Raw genomic sequence first — 14491 nt, forward strand, 5'->3', positions numbered from 1 at the left:
ATTTTTTATCAATAAATTATTTATTCAGTTGGCATTTTCTTTTTGGGATCCGCTTATTCGATTGCCCCCTAAAATACGGGCTATTACCTCGTTGCAAAGCGTTTATAAATATAAGAAACTAAGCTTTTTATATTTGATTTTTATTTCGTTAAGTGTATCTGCGCAGCAAAACAATAGCGGGGTTACACAGGTAAGCGGGCGCATTACTGATGCCTTGTCAGGAGCCCCACTTCCTTTTGTCCGCATCAATTTTACCGGCAGCAATCACAGTACAAGCTCCGATAATCATGGCAATTATTTATTAAGCGCGCCCGGCTCTTTTAATCAGGTATCTTTTTCATCTATGGGGTACATGCCGGAAAACAGAAAAATTAATCCCGGGCAGATCAATAGCATATCTGTTAAACTCAGGTATGCCGAAAACCAGCTAAAAGAGGTCAAAGTTATATCGGGAAAAAAAAACCGGTACCGTAATAAAGGAAATCCCGCCGTTGAACTCATTCAGCAGGTTATTGACCACAAGGAACGGAACCGTATGCAAAGCTCAAACTACCTGCAATATGATTTGTATGAGCGTATCGGTCTTTCTGTTTTTAACCTGTCAAATAAATTCCTGAACGGCCGTTTTTTTAGCAAATACAAATTTATGCTGGATACCACTTCCAAAGTAAACGGGCGAACGCAGACTACCCTGCCTGTATTTTTCAGCGAAAAAATGTTTCAATACTATTATCGCAAAGAGCCTTCAAAATCTATCCAGATCCTTAATGCTCAAAAACAAACCAACATTATCAAATTTATAGATACCGCCGGGCTCGATATTTATGTCAACCGGCTTTATGGCAATAGTATCGATATATATTCCAATAACATCTTTGTTATCAACCGTCAGTTCCTGAGCCCTATCGCCAACCATTCCCCAGACTTTTATAAATTTTTTATCACCGATACCATTAAAACAACCGCTGAAAAATTGATAGAGATCAGCTTTACCCCACGCAACAAAGGCGATCTTTTGTTTGAAGGCAAATTATATGTTACGATGGATGGTAGTTATGCCGTTAAATCATGCGAATTGAATGTAAATAAAGAGATCAACATCAACTTTATGCGCAGCCTCAGGATCCAGCAGGATTTTAAGCAGGATTCGGGTCGCTATTTTCTGGTAAAAAGCACAGTCAGGGCCGATTTTGGTCTTTTAAAGAATAAAGGGTTCGGGATACTTGGTGAACGCACCGCCGTATTTTCCAATTATAAATTAAACGCCCCGCAACCCGATGCCTTTTATAATGGAAAAAGTCTGCAGATTGCTGCAAATTCCAACCAGGCCGACACCAATTACTGGGCCCGCCACCGGCCAGATACATTGACCCAACAGCAGGCTACAGTATACGCGCATATTACCCGGCTGGAGAAGATGCCCTCCTTTAAAAGAACCACCTGGATCGCATCGACTCTTACTGGTGGCTATGCTAATATCGGACCGGTACAGCTTGGGCCCCTGGGCTCTACTTTCGCGTATGACTCACAGGAGGGTGCCCGGCTCCAGGCAGGCGGAAGAACAACACCCCAATTTAATAAGACCATTTATCTGGAAGATCACATCGCTTATGGCTTTAAGGATAAACAGGTTAAATATAACCTTAACACCTATTTTTCGCTCAACCAGGTATCCCCTTTTCGATACCCCCGCGATTATTTTAAAGTAAGTTATCGCTACGATGCCGACCTCCCCGGGCAAAGCCTCACCGTTATTCCTGAACAGGCCGCGCTTACATCCTTCACTACAGGCAAAACGGACTATTGGTTATATAACAAAACGTATACAGTTGCTTATGTAAGGGATTTTGAAAATCATTTCTCTTTTAACATCGCGCTCAGAAACTGGAACCAGCAACCGGCAGGTACATTGGAGTTCAGATCGAATAACGCCGATAATCATAGCATATATAATTTAACTACCAGCGAGGTGGAGCTGAACCTGCGGTACGCGCCGCATGAACAAATAATACAGGGTACGGAAGTACGGCATACGATCCGCAGCCGGTACCCGATCCTGAACCTGCAGATAAGGCACGCGTTTAAAGATGTACTTAACAGCTCATATACCTATAACAATATTACCGCCAATATTTACAAGCGCTTTTTCCTTTCCCAGTTAGGCTACTCCGATATTACCTTATTGGGGAGTGTTACCACCGGAAAAGTGCCATTCCCGTTATTGAGCATTCTGCGGGCCAATCAATCCATAGCCTACGACCCCGATGCGTATAACAAAATGAACTACCTTGAATTTGTGAGCGACCATTACGTAGGCCTTAACTTTACGCACAGTTTTAGCGGCTTTATCCTGAACAAAATACCGCTGATACAGCATTTAAAATGGAGGGAATATCTTTCCTTTAAAGTATTGTATGGAGGTTTACGTAACGAAAACAATCCGCTGTTTTCAAAAGATCTGTATCAATTCCCGGCAGCTGCAAACGGAGCAAACGGCACTTTTTCATTGGGCAATACACCGTACACTGAAGGGGGTGTTGGCATAGGGAATATTTTCAAATTTTTAAGAATAGATGTGATCAAAAGGTTCAACTATCTTGATCATCCCGCGGTTTCGCCCTACGGTGTAAAACTTAGCTTTGATCCGCATCTTTAAATTCTTATAGCTGCTGTTATCAGTATAAGTATTCGGAAGAAATGAATACTTATATAAAAATTGTCATTTCGATAGAGCAAGGGAAGGAACGAGCGTTGTGCGAAAGAGAAATCTTCTACAGTATAAAAGGCCCATTTGCAAATCGTATAAGATTTCTCCTCGTTCCTCGTTCGAAATGACAGCTCTCTTTATTTCTTCCGAACGTTTGTGCCCGCCTCCCTTCATTAGAAAAGAAATTCAACAAAAAAGCCTTCAGATTGATATCTAAAGGCTTTTGAATAATGTTTTATTGCGATTGATATTACGTTATACTACCATCAGATCTACAAATTCATTTACCGGGGTATCCGCCAGCTTTTGGAAATCTAATGATGCATTTAAAATGCTCTGTTGCTGTTTTCCGGCAAATATCCGGGCCAGGTTAATCTTGAATTTTTCTATCAGTTTCGGGATGCCCTCTTCGCGCCTGCGTTTGTGGCCGATAGGATATTCCACCACTACTTCATCCAGTATTTGGCCGTCATTAAATTCTACGGTTAAAGCATTAGCTATGGAGCGTTTTTCCGGGTCGTGGTAATCTTTGGTAAACTGCGGATCTTCCACACAGGTCATTTTATCACGCAGTATATCAATCCGGCTGTCGGCAGCGATATTGTCTTCATAATCGGCAGCTGTCAGCCTTCCATAAATTAATGGTACGGCAATCATATATTGGATGCAATGATCCCTGTCGGCAGGGTTGTTCAATGCCCCTTTTTTATCAATAATGCGGATAGCCGCTTCGTGGGTGCGTATAGTAATCTTCTTGATATCGTCTGTTGTTTTGCCCGCCGCCTTCAGTTGCTCATGCAGGGTCATGGCCGCTTCTACCGCGGTTTGTGAATGGAACTCGGCCGGGAACGAAATTTTGAACAACACATTCTCCATCACATAAGAACCATAATCGCGCTGGAACTTAAACTCATTCCCTTTAAAGGAAACATCATAAAAACCCCAGGTTTTAGCGGTAAGTACCGACGGGTAACCCATTTCGCCTGTTTTGGCGATGAGTGCCAGCCTTACGGCTCTTGAAGTGGCATCGCCCGCGGCCCATGATTTACGACTACCGGTATTAGGCGAATGACGATAGGTACGCAATGACTGCCCATCGACAAAGGCCAATGATACCGCGTTGATCAGCTCATCGCGGGTAAGCCCGATCAGTTTTCCGACAACGGCCACAGAGGCCACTTTCACTAAAAATACGTGATCAAGGCCTACTTTGTTAAAGGAGTTTTCCAAAGCCAATACACCCTGAATTTCATGCGCTTTGATCATGGCATCCAGCACATCTTTCATCAGCAAGGGGGATTTTCCGTTGGCAACGGCTGTTCTGGAAAGCCAATCGGCAGTGGCTAAAATACCGCCCAGATTATCCGAAGGGTGTCCCCACTCTGCTGCCAGCCAGGTATCGTTAAAATCCAACCAGCGAATAATAGCGCCTATATTAAAGGCAGCCTGTACAGGATCGAGCTGAAATTGCGTTCCGGGAACTTTCGCGCCATTGGGTACTATGGTTCCAGGTATAATGGGGCCCAGTAATTTGGTACAGGCCGGGTAAGTTAAAGCTTCCAGACCGCAGCCTAAAGTATCCAGCAAGCAGTAGTGGGCCGTTTTCCAGGCCAGATCGTTTTTAATTTCGTAGTTTAAGGCATAGTCCACAATGTCGGTTAGTACTTTATCCGGCTGTGGTCTTTCGTTGGAGATATGGGCTGACATTATTATTTCAGATTTTTTTTGATGATATTATTTAAACTTCCCTTCCGGGACCAATCCCCTTTTTCAGCAGAAAAGTGGGTTTACATGGTTTACACTTTTTTGGGTTAACACAGGCTTAATTTATTGACAATCAATAGATTAATAAAAAATACGATAAAAAAGTGTAAACCCACTTTTGTGCAAATATTGTTCATATTTCCTGTTCTTCCCGGGACTATTTTCTTTTGCTCAGGGGAACGAATTCTTTATTATCGGGTCCGGTATAATTGGCGCTCGGGCGGATGATCTTGCCGTCCTGCCGTTGTTCGATGATATGCGCGCTCCATCCGGTAACCCTCGATACCACAAAAAGCGGCGTAAACATCAGCGTAGGTACGCCCATTAAATGGTACGATACCGCGGAGAACCAATCGAGATTGGGGAACATCTTTTTCTCGTTCCACATCAGTGTTTCCAGGCGCTCGGCAATGTTGTATAACTGCATATCTCCCGACTCTTCCGAAAGCTCTTTGGCTACCTTTTTGATCACCACATTTCGCGGATCAGAGATGGTATATACCGGGTGACCAAAACCGATGATCACCTCTTTATTGGCTAAACGTTTACGGATATCCTCCTCGGCCTCATCAGGCGTGCTATAGCGGCTTTGAATATCATAAGCTACCTCGTTGGCTCCGCCATGTTTCGGTCCCCGCAGCGCGCCGATAGCCCCGGTAACAGCCGAGTAGATATCGGATCCGGTTCCCGCTATCACCCTGCTGGTGAAGGTAGAGGCGTTGAATTCATGCTCGGCATACAGGTTCAAAGAAACCTGCATGGCCCTTTCCCATGCCCCGGATGGTTTTTCGCCGTGCAACAGGTGCAGAAAATGCGCGCCAATGGAATCGTCATCAGTTTCAACCTCGATGGTTTTGCCGTTATGGGCGTAGTGATACCAGTACAGCAATGCCGAACTTAAACAGGCCAACAGCTTATCGGCAATATCCCGGGCTCCCGGAAGATTATGGTCGTCTTTTTCGGGCAGAACAGTCCCCAAAGCAGAAACGGCCGAACGCAGTACATCCATAGGATGCGCGGCGGCGGGTATCTGCTGCAAAATATTTTTTACCGCGATGGGTAAACCCCTTAGCGACTTTAGTTTTGCTTTATAATTGACCAGTTGCGATTGATTGGGCAGCGCGCCGTAAATAAGCAGATAGGCCACTTCTTCAAACTCCGCCTTTTCGGCCAGGTCAAGGATATTGTAGCCCCGGTAATGCAAATCGTTACCGCTTTTGCCCACACTGCATAGGGCTGTGTTGCCCGCAACAACGCCGGACAGCGCCACACTCTTTTTAGGTTTGAACGTACTTTCGGTATTAGTTTCCATCCTGCTTCTTCTTAAAAAGGTTATCTAATTTTTGTTCATAATCATGGTAACCGATGCTTTTGTACAACTCTTCGCGGGTTTGCATCGTATTCAGTACATTTTTTTGCGTACCATCCTTCCGGATATGTTCATACACATTTTGAGCAGCTTTATTGGCTGCACGAAATGCCGACAACGGGTAAAGGATTAACTCCACACCGGCCTGGCCAAGCTCCTCAACGGTATACATGGGGATCATGCCAAACTCTGTAATATTAGCCAATACCGGGATGCCTGTGGCTTCCACAAATTTGCGGTAATAGCTCAGATCGGGCACGGCTTCGGCAAAAATGAAGTCGGCGCCTGCTTCTTTGTAAGCCACAGCGCGTTCCAGAGTTTTTTCTAATCCTTCGCCGGCAAAAGCATCGGTCCGGGCACCAATCACAAAATGTTCATCTGTACGGGCATCCGCCGCGGCTTTTAAGCGATCAACCATTTCCTCTTTACTCACGATCTCCTTACCCGGGCGATGTCCGCAACGTTTAGCACCTACCTGGTCTTCGATATGCAAAGCGGCGGCACCGGCTTTGATCAGTGATTTTACGGTACGGGCAATATTAAAAGCAGAAGGGCCAAAGCCGGTGTCCACATCTACCAACAGCGGCAGATCGCACACATTGGTGATGCGCTGAATATCGATCAATACATCCTCCAGGGTGGTAATCCCCAGATCGGGAATGCCCAATGACCCGGCTGCCACACCGCCGCCTGATAGGTAAATAGCGTTAAAACCTGCCTGTTGGGCTAATAAAGCATGATTGGCATTGATAGCGCCAATAATTTGTAATGGCTTTTCATTTTGCTGGGCCTCCCGGAACTTTTGACCCGGAGATTTAAAGTTATTAGTCTGCATGGTAAACTTTTCGAAAAATGCTTCTTCTTTAAACGTTCTTTAGTTCATAATACATCGCTCCGGGGAAAAATGTTCAGAGCCCTGTCCTGGAGACAGAACAATTCCCTGGTCAATTCAAAATTAGGTAATGTTTTTTCCGGTTGATGGTATATAAAAGAACGTTGGCAAGTTAGAAAATAAATATCAACAAATTGGTCTGTTGCTGATGAACTTCGTTGGGGCATGGGCGAAATTCACGGTATCAACTCACCCCGACATCGCTGCGCTCGTCACCCCTCTCTCCGCTTCGCGCATAGAGGGGAATGCCTTTCTCCGCACGTCATGGCGAGCGATAGCGTGGCAATCCCCGATTAGCAGGGCAGCTCTGTAAGTGGGGGATTGCCACGTCGTTCCTCCTCGCAATGACGTATGTATTAAAAAAGTAGACCTGCTGAATCAGCCCATTTTCACATCAATCCAGCTTCCATTCGAATGTGATATAGGTCACGCAGGTATCCGGAAATTCCTGTCGTACTTTGTTATACAACAACGAAACGTAATCGCCAAAAAAGAAAACCATAACAAACTATATCATGAAAACACCCAATAACCCCATCCATATGCCGTCCCTCGGGTTTGGTACGCTGATCCCCGATCCGGCTTTAACCATAAGCGCAACCAAAGAGGCACTGGCAGCCGGGTTCAGGCATTTTGATGCCGCGGAAAGATACCGCAACGAAAACGAAGTGGGCGAGGCATTGCAGGCAGGACTTGCCGCCGGGAACATTGCCCGCGAAGATATTTTTGTTACCACCAAATTGTGGAACACCAACCACCGGCCCGAGCGCGTAGAACCGGCTTTTGAAGCGAGCCTGAAAAGACTCCGGCTCGACTACATCGATCTCTATCTTATCCATACCCCGTACGCGTTTCAACCGGGCGACAACCAGGACCCGAGGGATGAAAACGGCAATGTTATTTACGACCGCGGGGTGACTTTACTCGATACCTGGCGGGCGATGGAACGTTTGGTAGATGGCGGCAAATGCCGGGCCATTGGATTGTCTGACATTACTCTAAAAGATCTGATCCCCCTTTATGAGGCGGCGAGGATTAAACCCGCCGCGGTGCAGATTGAATCGCATCCGTATCTGCCCGAAACAGAGCTCCTGGAATATTGTAAGGAAAAGGGCATTGTGTTTTTAGCTTTTGCACCACTGGGCCACGGTATGAGGCCGGGACTGCTTGAAGATCCGGTTATTTTGTCCATTGCCGCACGGGTTGAAAAAACACCAGCCCAGGTATTATTGGCCTGGGCCGTACAACGTGGCACAGCCATATTGACCACTCCCAAAACCGCCGATCGGGCACGCGAAAATTTTGACATCTCGCCCCTGCCCGAAGATGCTTTTGATGAAATCAACCGCATCCAAACCAGGCAGCGTTTAAACCCGGTGGTGCACACAGGTGTTCCTGGTTTTATCCCCCAAGTAAAGGCGGACGGGACCAAAGGATAAGTTCAGGAGGGGCTGTATCATCTTTAACAACTGCATTCAAAAAAGCCAGTAATTAAGCATAATTACTGGCTTTTAAATTCCACCTTGGTTACAAAACCCATACTCTTTTTGGTGATTTATATTGTACGGCGGGATGTCGCGCTGTGATAACATTGACCATGGGCTGCACTAATTAAATTTCAACGCTGTAGTAAAATTATCATTGCCAGTAATTGATTTATATTCTTCGAACATGGCATCTTCGCTTTTAAATAAATACAAAATATAGGCGTCGGCTGTATTGTCTTTATGGATCATCATGTAAAGACCATAAGAATATTCTGAACTAAAGGCCCCGCCAATGGGTCCCATGGACATCGCACCCTCATCCGCACGGAAGTCGCTTTTTACGGTCGGAGTAGTAAAGGGCTGTAACTTGACTTGATTCGGAGAAATTTTACCACCCGAAATTTTACTGAATGCAAATAGCGCGAACTGCTTATGAAGCTTATTCGGCTCCAGAATGGTATCTCCGGGTGATGGTTGACGGTTGTTGTAGGTATCAAACATCCACTTATATATTGGCCAGACCGAATACCTGATCTCAATGTTTTTGTCGTTAAGTTTTAGCGCATAATCATAATGCATTCCTGCATTTTCAACTATAGGCACTTCACTGGTATTTTTAGGTCTTGTGAAGACCATTTTCGACTCAGATAGTTTTTTTTGAAACTTTTCCGGGAGTGTATTTGCACTGCCATTTTCTGAGTTTGCTATTTGTGCTTTGACTCCGGTAGCCAGAAATAATAATAGCAGTAGTATAGAATTTCCGCTCATAAATTTGCGGTTCAGCATCACCGCCTCATTTTATTACATTATTTAATTATCTGCAAAAGTGCCGGTAATTATGATCAATTACCAGCACTTTTGTAAGTTATATGCGGATTAAAAACACTTATCAGCTGTCTATTCATCTGCCGGTTCCCAAAGCTCAATAATGTTCCCTTCCGGGTCGAGTATATGAACAAATTTTCCATAATCGTACTCGGCAATTTCATCCACAATGGTTACGTTTTCCTTTTTTAGTTCGTCAATCAGTGCAGCCAGATTTTCTACGCGGTAATTGATCATGAAAGGTTTTTCGGAAGGATTGAAATATTTGGTATCCTGCGGAAAAGTGCACCACGAGGTTGATCCCTCTTTTTCCGGATTATCAGCTTGGCGCCACTCAAACGTTGTTCCGTATTCGGTTTGAGGCAATCCCAGATTTTTGGCATACCAGTCGTTCATACCTTTGGGATCATTGCATTTAAAAAATACGCCGCCAATGCCTGTTACTTTTTTCATATTGATTGGTTTAGTTTTATTTGTAAAATAGCGTGGAATATTTGATGAACTAATATAATAATTATTCATCCACCGATACAGGTTATTACCTTCTAAAAATACTTAAACCTGTGCCGCTACCAAATCCTGAAACCTTGGGCGGTTTGATACCAACGGGGCTACACAACGGTCTCTTAAGGTCGCTAATTTTAATAAAGTTTGGTCAGTGTCGGCTTCTTTACACAAACTTAGCAAGTCGTCCAGTAAGTGGCCATAAGCGCTTACCTCTATCCGTTCCAGGGCATCAGCCAATTCGATGTCCGATCTGTCGTAAAAGCCAGACGCGCCAAAATCACCAAACAGCGTGTTTCCTTCTTCGTCTATCAAGGTGTTATGCGCATACAAGTCGCCATGCATAACACCATGGCTATGCAATTGTGCTGCTAAAGACGTTATGGTTGACGCGATTTTTATAACCTGTTGTGCAGAAAGAATCATGCCCTCATTAAAAACATCGCGGGTACAGCTGGCAAAGCTGGGCGGGTTACCCAGGTTAAAAAATCGCTCTGGTATTAATTCCATCACCAAACCTTGTTTTCCCTCCGGATGTGCCGATATCTTCCCGAGCAATTTTACAAGTCCGTAATGGTTCCCCGAGGCTATATAGCAAAGCATCTCGTCTTCCGGAAGCCCGTCGCTGGTAACGGCCCCTTTAAATATTTTGACGGCTACTTCCTTGTCTTCATCGTTACTTCGCCACCGGGCTTTGGATATAATGCCCGACGCGCCTTCGCCAAGTTGGTGTCCCCACTCCAGTTCCAGGTGATCAATAGAGTTCATCGTGGCTATTTGGGGCTTTATGTTAAATAAATTACCAGAAAATGCCAGCCAGGAAAGCTTGGGCATACTCAACAACCACCGCGGAAGCTCGCTTAACTGGTTGGCAGAAATGCGCAAAAGCGATAAATTGCGACAATTTTGGAGCTCGGCAGGCAGCTCCTTTAACCTGTTACCGGCAAGCATCAGCTTTTGCATACGGGTGCAATTTCCTATTTGAGCGGGTAGCGTTGTTACCCTGTTATTGGTAAGTATCAACCAACGAATGTTAGGATTAAGCGCCTTAGCCGACACTGTTTCTATCCGGTTTGATTTAAAACCCACGATATCTAAAATGGGGCAATCAGCCAGAACTTCGGGTAAAGCAGTAAACAAATTTTCCGAACAGAATAAGATCTTCAACTTTTTTAACCGGCCAAAATCGGCGGGCAATTCACTTAAAGCGTTATCAGAAAGATCAAGCATCTCTAACGTATCCGCCAGCTCAAATATCGCCTGCGGAAAGTGCGAAAGTCCCTCTGCCAGCTTTAAGGAAACGGCACCTTTAAGTTCGCCGTTTTTTAATTGTTCAAGTGTTTGCATGACTGTATAGAGATCAAGTGCCCGGCCGAAATTATGATCTCCCGCCGAAATTTTATTTATACCGCAAAAGTAACTGTTTCGGCCGCTTTTTGTTAGCATAAAACAGCACGCAGACACAGTTCGTCTCTTTTTTCATTCGCTATGTTTTTTCCTTGACGCAAGAAATCCGGTAATTATCGTTAGTTATGGGCTTCAGGCCTGATCAAAGCTAAATCAAGATATTTAAAAGCAAAAAAAGTCAGATTTTAATCTAAAGGCCTTTTTGACTTTTAATCTTGACTTAATCGTAGTGTCCTTAGACTATAAAGCTCGAACTCTTCTATAGGTGATTTGTATTGTGCAGCAAGATTAAAAGATAATTAGTGAAGTTATTTGAAGCAACAAAAAATCCCTGTTTTAGAAAAAACAGGGATTTAATAAAAACCTATATTTTAGAAACCATTATTTTAGTGTGTTTTGAAGAAATCACCGCTGTCAAATAATTCCGTCCCTTTATATTTCATTTTTTGATTTAAAAACCATACATACCACCCGAAACGGAAATTTGCTCTCCTGTGATCCAGGCGGCATCATCGGAAGCCAGGAATACGGCGGCTTTGGCAATATCTTCGGGCCTTCCTCTGCGGCCAAGCGGTGTTTTTTCAACAAACATCTTTTCGTATTCACTACCGGCAGTAACGCCTGCGCTGGCTGCGCCTTCTGTATCCGTAGCACCCGGCAATATAGAGTTGATGCGAACGTTTTTCGCACCCAGTTCTTTTGATAAAGCGATGGTGAAAGCATCGAGTGCTGCTTTGGTTGACGAATATAAGGAGGCATTCGGGAGTGGATATTTACTGGCACCCGAACTAATATTGATGATATTTCCGCCCTTATCGCCGAAATGTTTCAGCGCTTCCTGGATAGTCAGGATTGGCCCCAGCACATTAACGTTAAAGCTCTGATGAAAAGCCTCCACTGATATCTGTTCAATTGGTGCGTATCCTTGCGAGACTGCATTATTGACTAAAATATCCACATTGCCAAAAGCTGTCTTCGCCGTTTGGAACAACCTGGTTACATCAGCTTTGTCAGATACATCACCCTGAACTGCAATGGCTATGCCGCCACTGTTGATTATTTCTTTTATCACTTTATCAGCACCTTCTTTACTGGAGGCATAATTAACTATGACCTTTGCGCCTGCCGCCGCATAGTGTTTGGCGATAGCTGCGCCTATTCCTTTTGAAGCACCGGTAATTACCGCTACTTTGTTTTCTAATTTGCTCATTACTCTATTATTATAATTTATTTAAGATTTAAAACTTGACCAGATCCTGAAAGATCAGTTTACCCCAGCTGTTTCCCTGCGCTTGTACAAGCAGCCCGCCTTCTGAAAGCCCGCCAAGCTTGACCGGCGCAAAACCAAGATTTTCTGCAAGCACACTAATCTCTGCTGCCGCGCTGTCATCGTCACTTGTGAGAAACACTACTCTTTTACCACCATTTACAGCCGGATCCTGATCAAGGATCGCAGCACCTAAATGATTAAAACCCTTGACCAGTTTTCCGCCGGTAAAGGCCTTTGCTACGAATCTGGCAGATGGCAGTCCTTCCATTTGCTCAGGAGTTACACCGTAGGCATTGGTCACATCAACGATAGTTTTTCCCTGCCAGTTAGGAAGCGCCTTCGCTACATCCGGGTGCGATTCAAAACGCACCGCCAAAAAGATAATGTCTGCCTTAACCGCTTCGGGCAGTGTAGCAGGGATGATCTCCGGGCCGATCGCGGTCGCTTCGGCGGTAAAGCTTTCCGGGTCACGCGTGGTGGCAACGGCTACTTCTATACCCTTGCGGGCAAACGCCCTAGCCAAGGCCTGGCCAATCTTGCCAAAGCCGATAATGGCGTAGCTTGCTGCTTTCTTTTCTGAATTGCTCATTTTATAAATTTTTAAGAATTATTTTGATAAATAGGTCATGCCGCCATCAACCAGTAGTTCGGCACCCAACATGAACGAAGAATCATCAGAGGCCAGAAAAACTGCCGTTTTACCAATGTCAGATGGTTGACCGATCCTGCCGATAGGCATTTGATCGGCAAAGTGTTTTTTGACTGCTTCCATTTGTTCTGCGGGAACAAACTTGTCAAACGCCGGGGTATCTGTTGTACCCGGTGTAATCACATTAGCCCTGATCTTCCGGTCTAAAAGGTCGCTTGAAAATCCTTTGGCTAAATAGATGACTGCCGCTTTTGCTGCCCCATAAAGGGTGAAGTTCGCATAAGCCCGATGGGCGGCATTTGACCCGATTAAAATAACAGAACCTCCATAATTCATATGAGGCAACGCTTTTTGAACAGTGAAATAAACACTTTTTAAGTTCAGATCGATCGCCTGATCAAATGCAGCTTCATCAAAAGTTGCTACTGTTCCTACCGCTCCGGCACCCGCATTAGCGACAACCACATCTATCTTTCCAAATTTTTCAGCTGTTGCTGTAAATGCTTTTTCCAAATCGGCAATATTGGTTACATCGGCATTGATGGCGATAAAACCATCGCCAAGCTGTGCAACGGCCCGATCTAAGGTTTCCTGGTTCCTGCCGATAATAGCGCCCTTCGCACCTTCGTTTTTAAATGCTTCCGCAATTCCAAATCCAATACCACTGTTGCCACCCGTGATTACGGCTATTTTATTATTTAATCTGCCCATTACTAAATATTTTTAAATTTGTTTCACAAAGTTACTATCAATAGTTTATTTTTGTAACTAATATAGCTTATTCTGGTTACTGGGAGGTAACTACAAATTAGAAAATATGAGAGACGAGAGATTTTGCGCATCGAATTGCCCCTTCACGAGAGCCATCGGTACTATTGGTAATAAATGGAAACCGATCATTATTAATGTTATCGGAACACGTACCGTACGTTTTGGTCAGTTGGATTCCATTATACCGCTTATTTCAAGGAAAGTATTGACAGAACAACTCAAAGAGCTGGAAGAAGATGGAATGCTGGCAAGGTTAGCTTATAAAGAACTACCACCAAGGGTAGAATATAAATTGTCTGAAAAAGGCTTGGCTTTTTTGCCCATTTTAGAAAGTATAAAAGAATGGAATTGTAAATATGAGGTAGCTCCAATGCCTGGCGAGGCTGATAAAAAAAACAGGATAAATTATGCCCGGGCATTGTAAAATTGAATCCTAAGAATGAACGGAAATGAAAAGTTCCGATCATTTTATCAAAAGGCAATTTTCCGGATTTTGTCATCGACAGATTGGGAAATTGTACACCGAATAAAAATTGCCGGAAATAAGTCCGATCTTTATTGAGTATCGTCTTACGATATTACTTGCGGTCTGTGTTAACATCGACTGCAGTCAATAAAAAAAGCCTTCAGATTTCCACCTAAAAGCTTTTCACAATCATTCCCATGTATGGGTTAGTAGTGGTCCCGACGAGAATCGAACTCATATCTAGAGTTTAGGAAACTCCTATTCTATCCGTTGAACTACGGGACCTTTATGGTTTACAGGACGTACATCCGCAAACAGTTTGCAAAGGTGCAAATTATCAATGAAAAATCACACTCCTGCTTGCAAAATTTGTTAGGGGC

At 44.2% G+C, this 14491-nt stretch carries 12 protein-coding genes and 1 tRNA gene; 3 read left to right on the forward strand and 10 right to left on the reverse strand.

The genetic code is table 11. The features are described 5' to 3' along the window. Window positions 1-133: 133 nt before the first annotated feature. Window positions 134-2656 carry a DUF5686 family protein gene (locus FHW89_RS05850; protein WP_172334090.1) on the forward strand — a complete coding sequence of 841 codons (2523 nt, stop codon included), beginning with the start codon at window positions 134-136 and terminating at the stop codon, window positions 2654-2656. Between the two features lie 306 nt (window positions 2657-2962). Here FHW89_RS05850 and FHW89_RS05855 read toward each other — a convergent pair whose 3' ends face one another. The 3 genes from FHW89_RS05855 to prpB form a co-directional block, all read right to left on the reverse strand. Continuing rightward, a complete protein-coding gene (locus FHW89_RS05855) occupies window positions 2963-4414 on the reverse strand; it encodes a bifunctional 2-methylcitrate dehydratase/aconitate hydratase (protein ID WP_172334091.1) in 1452 nt (483 codons plus the stop codon). A gap of 214 nt (window positions 4415-4628) precedes the next feature. Then, window positions 4629-5783 carry a 2-methylcitrate synthase gene (gene prpC, locus FHW89_RS05860; RefSeq protein WP_172334092.1) on the reverse strand — a complete coding sequence of 385 codons (1155 nt, stop codon included), beginning with the start codon at window positions 5781-5783 and terminating at the stop codon, window positions 4629-4631. Beyond that, window positions 5773-6675, reverse strand: a complete 903-nt coding sequence (gene prpB, locus FHW89_RS05865) for a methylisocitrate lyase (protein WP_172334093.1) — start codon at window positions 6673-6675, stop codon at window positions 5773-5775. Before prpB ends, prpC begins: the two co-directional genes overlap by 11 nt. 572 nt (window positions 6676-7247) lie before the next feature. Between prpB and FHW89_RS05870 the strand changes: the two genes are divergently transcribed. After that, window positions 7248-8171 (forward strand): aldo/keto reductase, encoded by a 924-nt coding sequence (locus tag FHW89_RS05870; protein ID WP_172334094.1) that lies wholly within the window; start codon window positions 7248-7250, stop codon window positions 8169-8171. A 168-nt stretch (window positions 8172-8339) separates the two neighbouring features. On the opposite strand, the gene FHW89_RS05875 is transcribed toward FHW89_RS05870, so the two are convergent. The 6 genes from FHW89_RS05875 to FHW89_RS05900 all read right to left on the reverse strand — a co-directional run bounded on the left by FHW89_RS05875 (window position 8340) and on the right by FHW89_RS05900 (window position 13585). Further along, window positions 8340-9005 (reverse strand): hypothetical protein, encoded by a 666-nt coding sequence (locus FHW89_RS05875; protein WP_172334095.1) that lies wholly within the window; start codon window positions 9003-9005, stop codon window positions 8340-8342. 111 nt (window positions 9006-9116) lie between these two features. Then, window positions 9117-9497, reverse strand: a complete 381-nt coding sequence (locus tag FHW89_RS05880; protein ID WP_172334096.1) for a VOC family protein — start codon at window positions 9495-9497, stop codon at window positions 9117-9119. Between the two features lie 102 nt (window positions 9498-9599). Further along, window positions 9600-10895, reverse strand: coding sequence for a leucine-rich repeat-containing protein kinase family protein (locus FHW89_RS05885; RefSeq protein ID WP_172334097.1), 1296 nt, complete (start codon window positions 10893-10895; stop codon window positions 9600-9602). A gap of 511 nt (window positions 10896-11406) precedes the next feature. Continuing rightward, a complete protein-coding gene (locus FHW89_RS05890; protein WP_172334098.1) occupies window positions 11407-12165 on the reverse strand; it encodes an SDR family NAD(P)-dependent oxidoreductase in 759 nt (252 codons plus the stop codon). 28 nt (window positions 12166-12193) lie between these two features. Beyond that, on the reverse strand, window positions 12194-12814 hold the full coding sequence (locus tag FHW89_RS05895) for an NADPH-dependent F420 reductase (protein WP_172334099.1): 621 nt from the start codon (window positions 12812-12814) through the stop codon (window positions 12194-12196). 18 nt (window positions 12815-12832) lie between these two features. After that, window positions 12833-13585: a glucose 1-dehydrogenase gene (locus FHW89_RS05900; protein ID WP_172334100.1), complete on the reverse strand. Its 753-nt coding sequence runs from the start codon at window positions 13583-13585 to the stop codon at window positions 12833-12835. A 106-nt stretch (window positions 13586-13691) separates the two neighbouring features. Here FHW89_RS05900 and FHW89_RS05905 point away from each other — a divergent pair, with 106 nt between their 5' ends. Next, entirely contained in the window at window positions 13692-14069 is a 378-nt protein-coding gene (locus tag FHW89_RS05905; RefSeq protein ID WP_172334101.1) for a helix-turn-helix domain-containing protein, read from the forward strand. A 255-nt stretch (window positions 14070-14324) separates the two neighbouring features. Here FHW89_RS05905 and FHW89_RS05910 read toward each other — a convergent pair. Continuing rightward, window positions 14325-14396: transfer RNA gene (locus FHW89_RS05910), tRNA-Arg, on the reverse strand. Window positions 14397-14491: the final 95 nt, after the last annotated feature.

Source organism: Mucilaginibacter sp. SG564, from assembly GCF_013149275.1.
Classification (GTDB): domain Bacteria; phylum Bacteroidota; class Bacteroidia; order Sphingobacteriales; family Sphingobacteriaceae; genus Mucilaginibacter.

What these genes read in the sequence shown, in the direction of transcription:
- FHW89_RS05890 (WP_172334098.1), bottom strand. Translation starts at nt 12,165, where the DNA reads ATGAGCAAATTAGAAAACAAAGTAGCGGTAATTACCGGTGCTTCAAAA.
- FHW89_RS05880 (WP_172334096.1), bottom strand. Translation starts at nt 9,497, where the DNA reads ATGAAAAAAGTAACAGGCATTGGCGGCGTATTTTTTAAATGCAATGAT.
- FHW89_RS05905 (WP_172334101.1), top strand. Translation starts at nt 13,692, where the DNA reads ATGAGAGACGAGAGATTTTGCGCATCGAATTGCCCCTTCACGAGAGCC.
- prpB (WP_172334093.1), bottom strand. Translation starts at nt 6,675, where the DNA reads ATGCAGACTAATAACTTTAAATCTCCGGGTCAAAAGTTCCGGGAGGCC.
- FHW89_RS05870 (WP_172334094.1), top strand. Translation starts at nt 7,248, where the DNA reads ATGAAAACACCCAATAACCCCATCCATATGCCGTCCCTCGGGTTTGGT.
- prpC (WP_172334092.1), bottom strand. Translation starts at nt 5,783, where the DNA reads ATGGAAACTAATACCGAAAGTACGTTCAAACCTAAAAAGAGTGTGGCG.
- FHW89_RS05895 (WP_172334099.1), bottom strand. Translation starts at nt 12,814, where the DNA reads ATGAGCAATTCAGAAAAGAAAGCAGCAAGCTACGCCATTATCGGCTTT.
- FHW89_RS05900 (WP_172334100.1), bottom strand. Translation starts at nt 13,585, where the DNA reads ATGGGCAGATTAAATAATAAAATAGCCGTAATCACGGGTGGCAACAGT.
- FHW89_RS05875 (WP_172334095.1), bottom strand. Translation starts at nt 9,005, where the DNA reads ATGCTGAACCGCAAATTTATGAGCGGAAATTCTATACTACTGCTATTA.
- FHW89_RS05885 (WP_172334097.1), bottom strand. Translation starts at nt 10,895, where the DNA reads ATGCAAACACTTGAACAATTAAAAAACGGCGAACTTAAAGGTGCCGTT.
- FHW89_RS05855 (WP_172334091.1), bottom strand. Translation starts at nt 4,414, where the DNA reads ATGTCAGCCCATATCTCCAACGAAAGACCACAGCCGGATAAAGTACTA.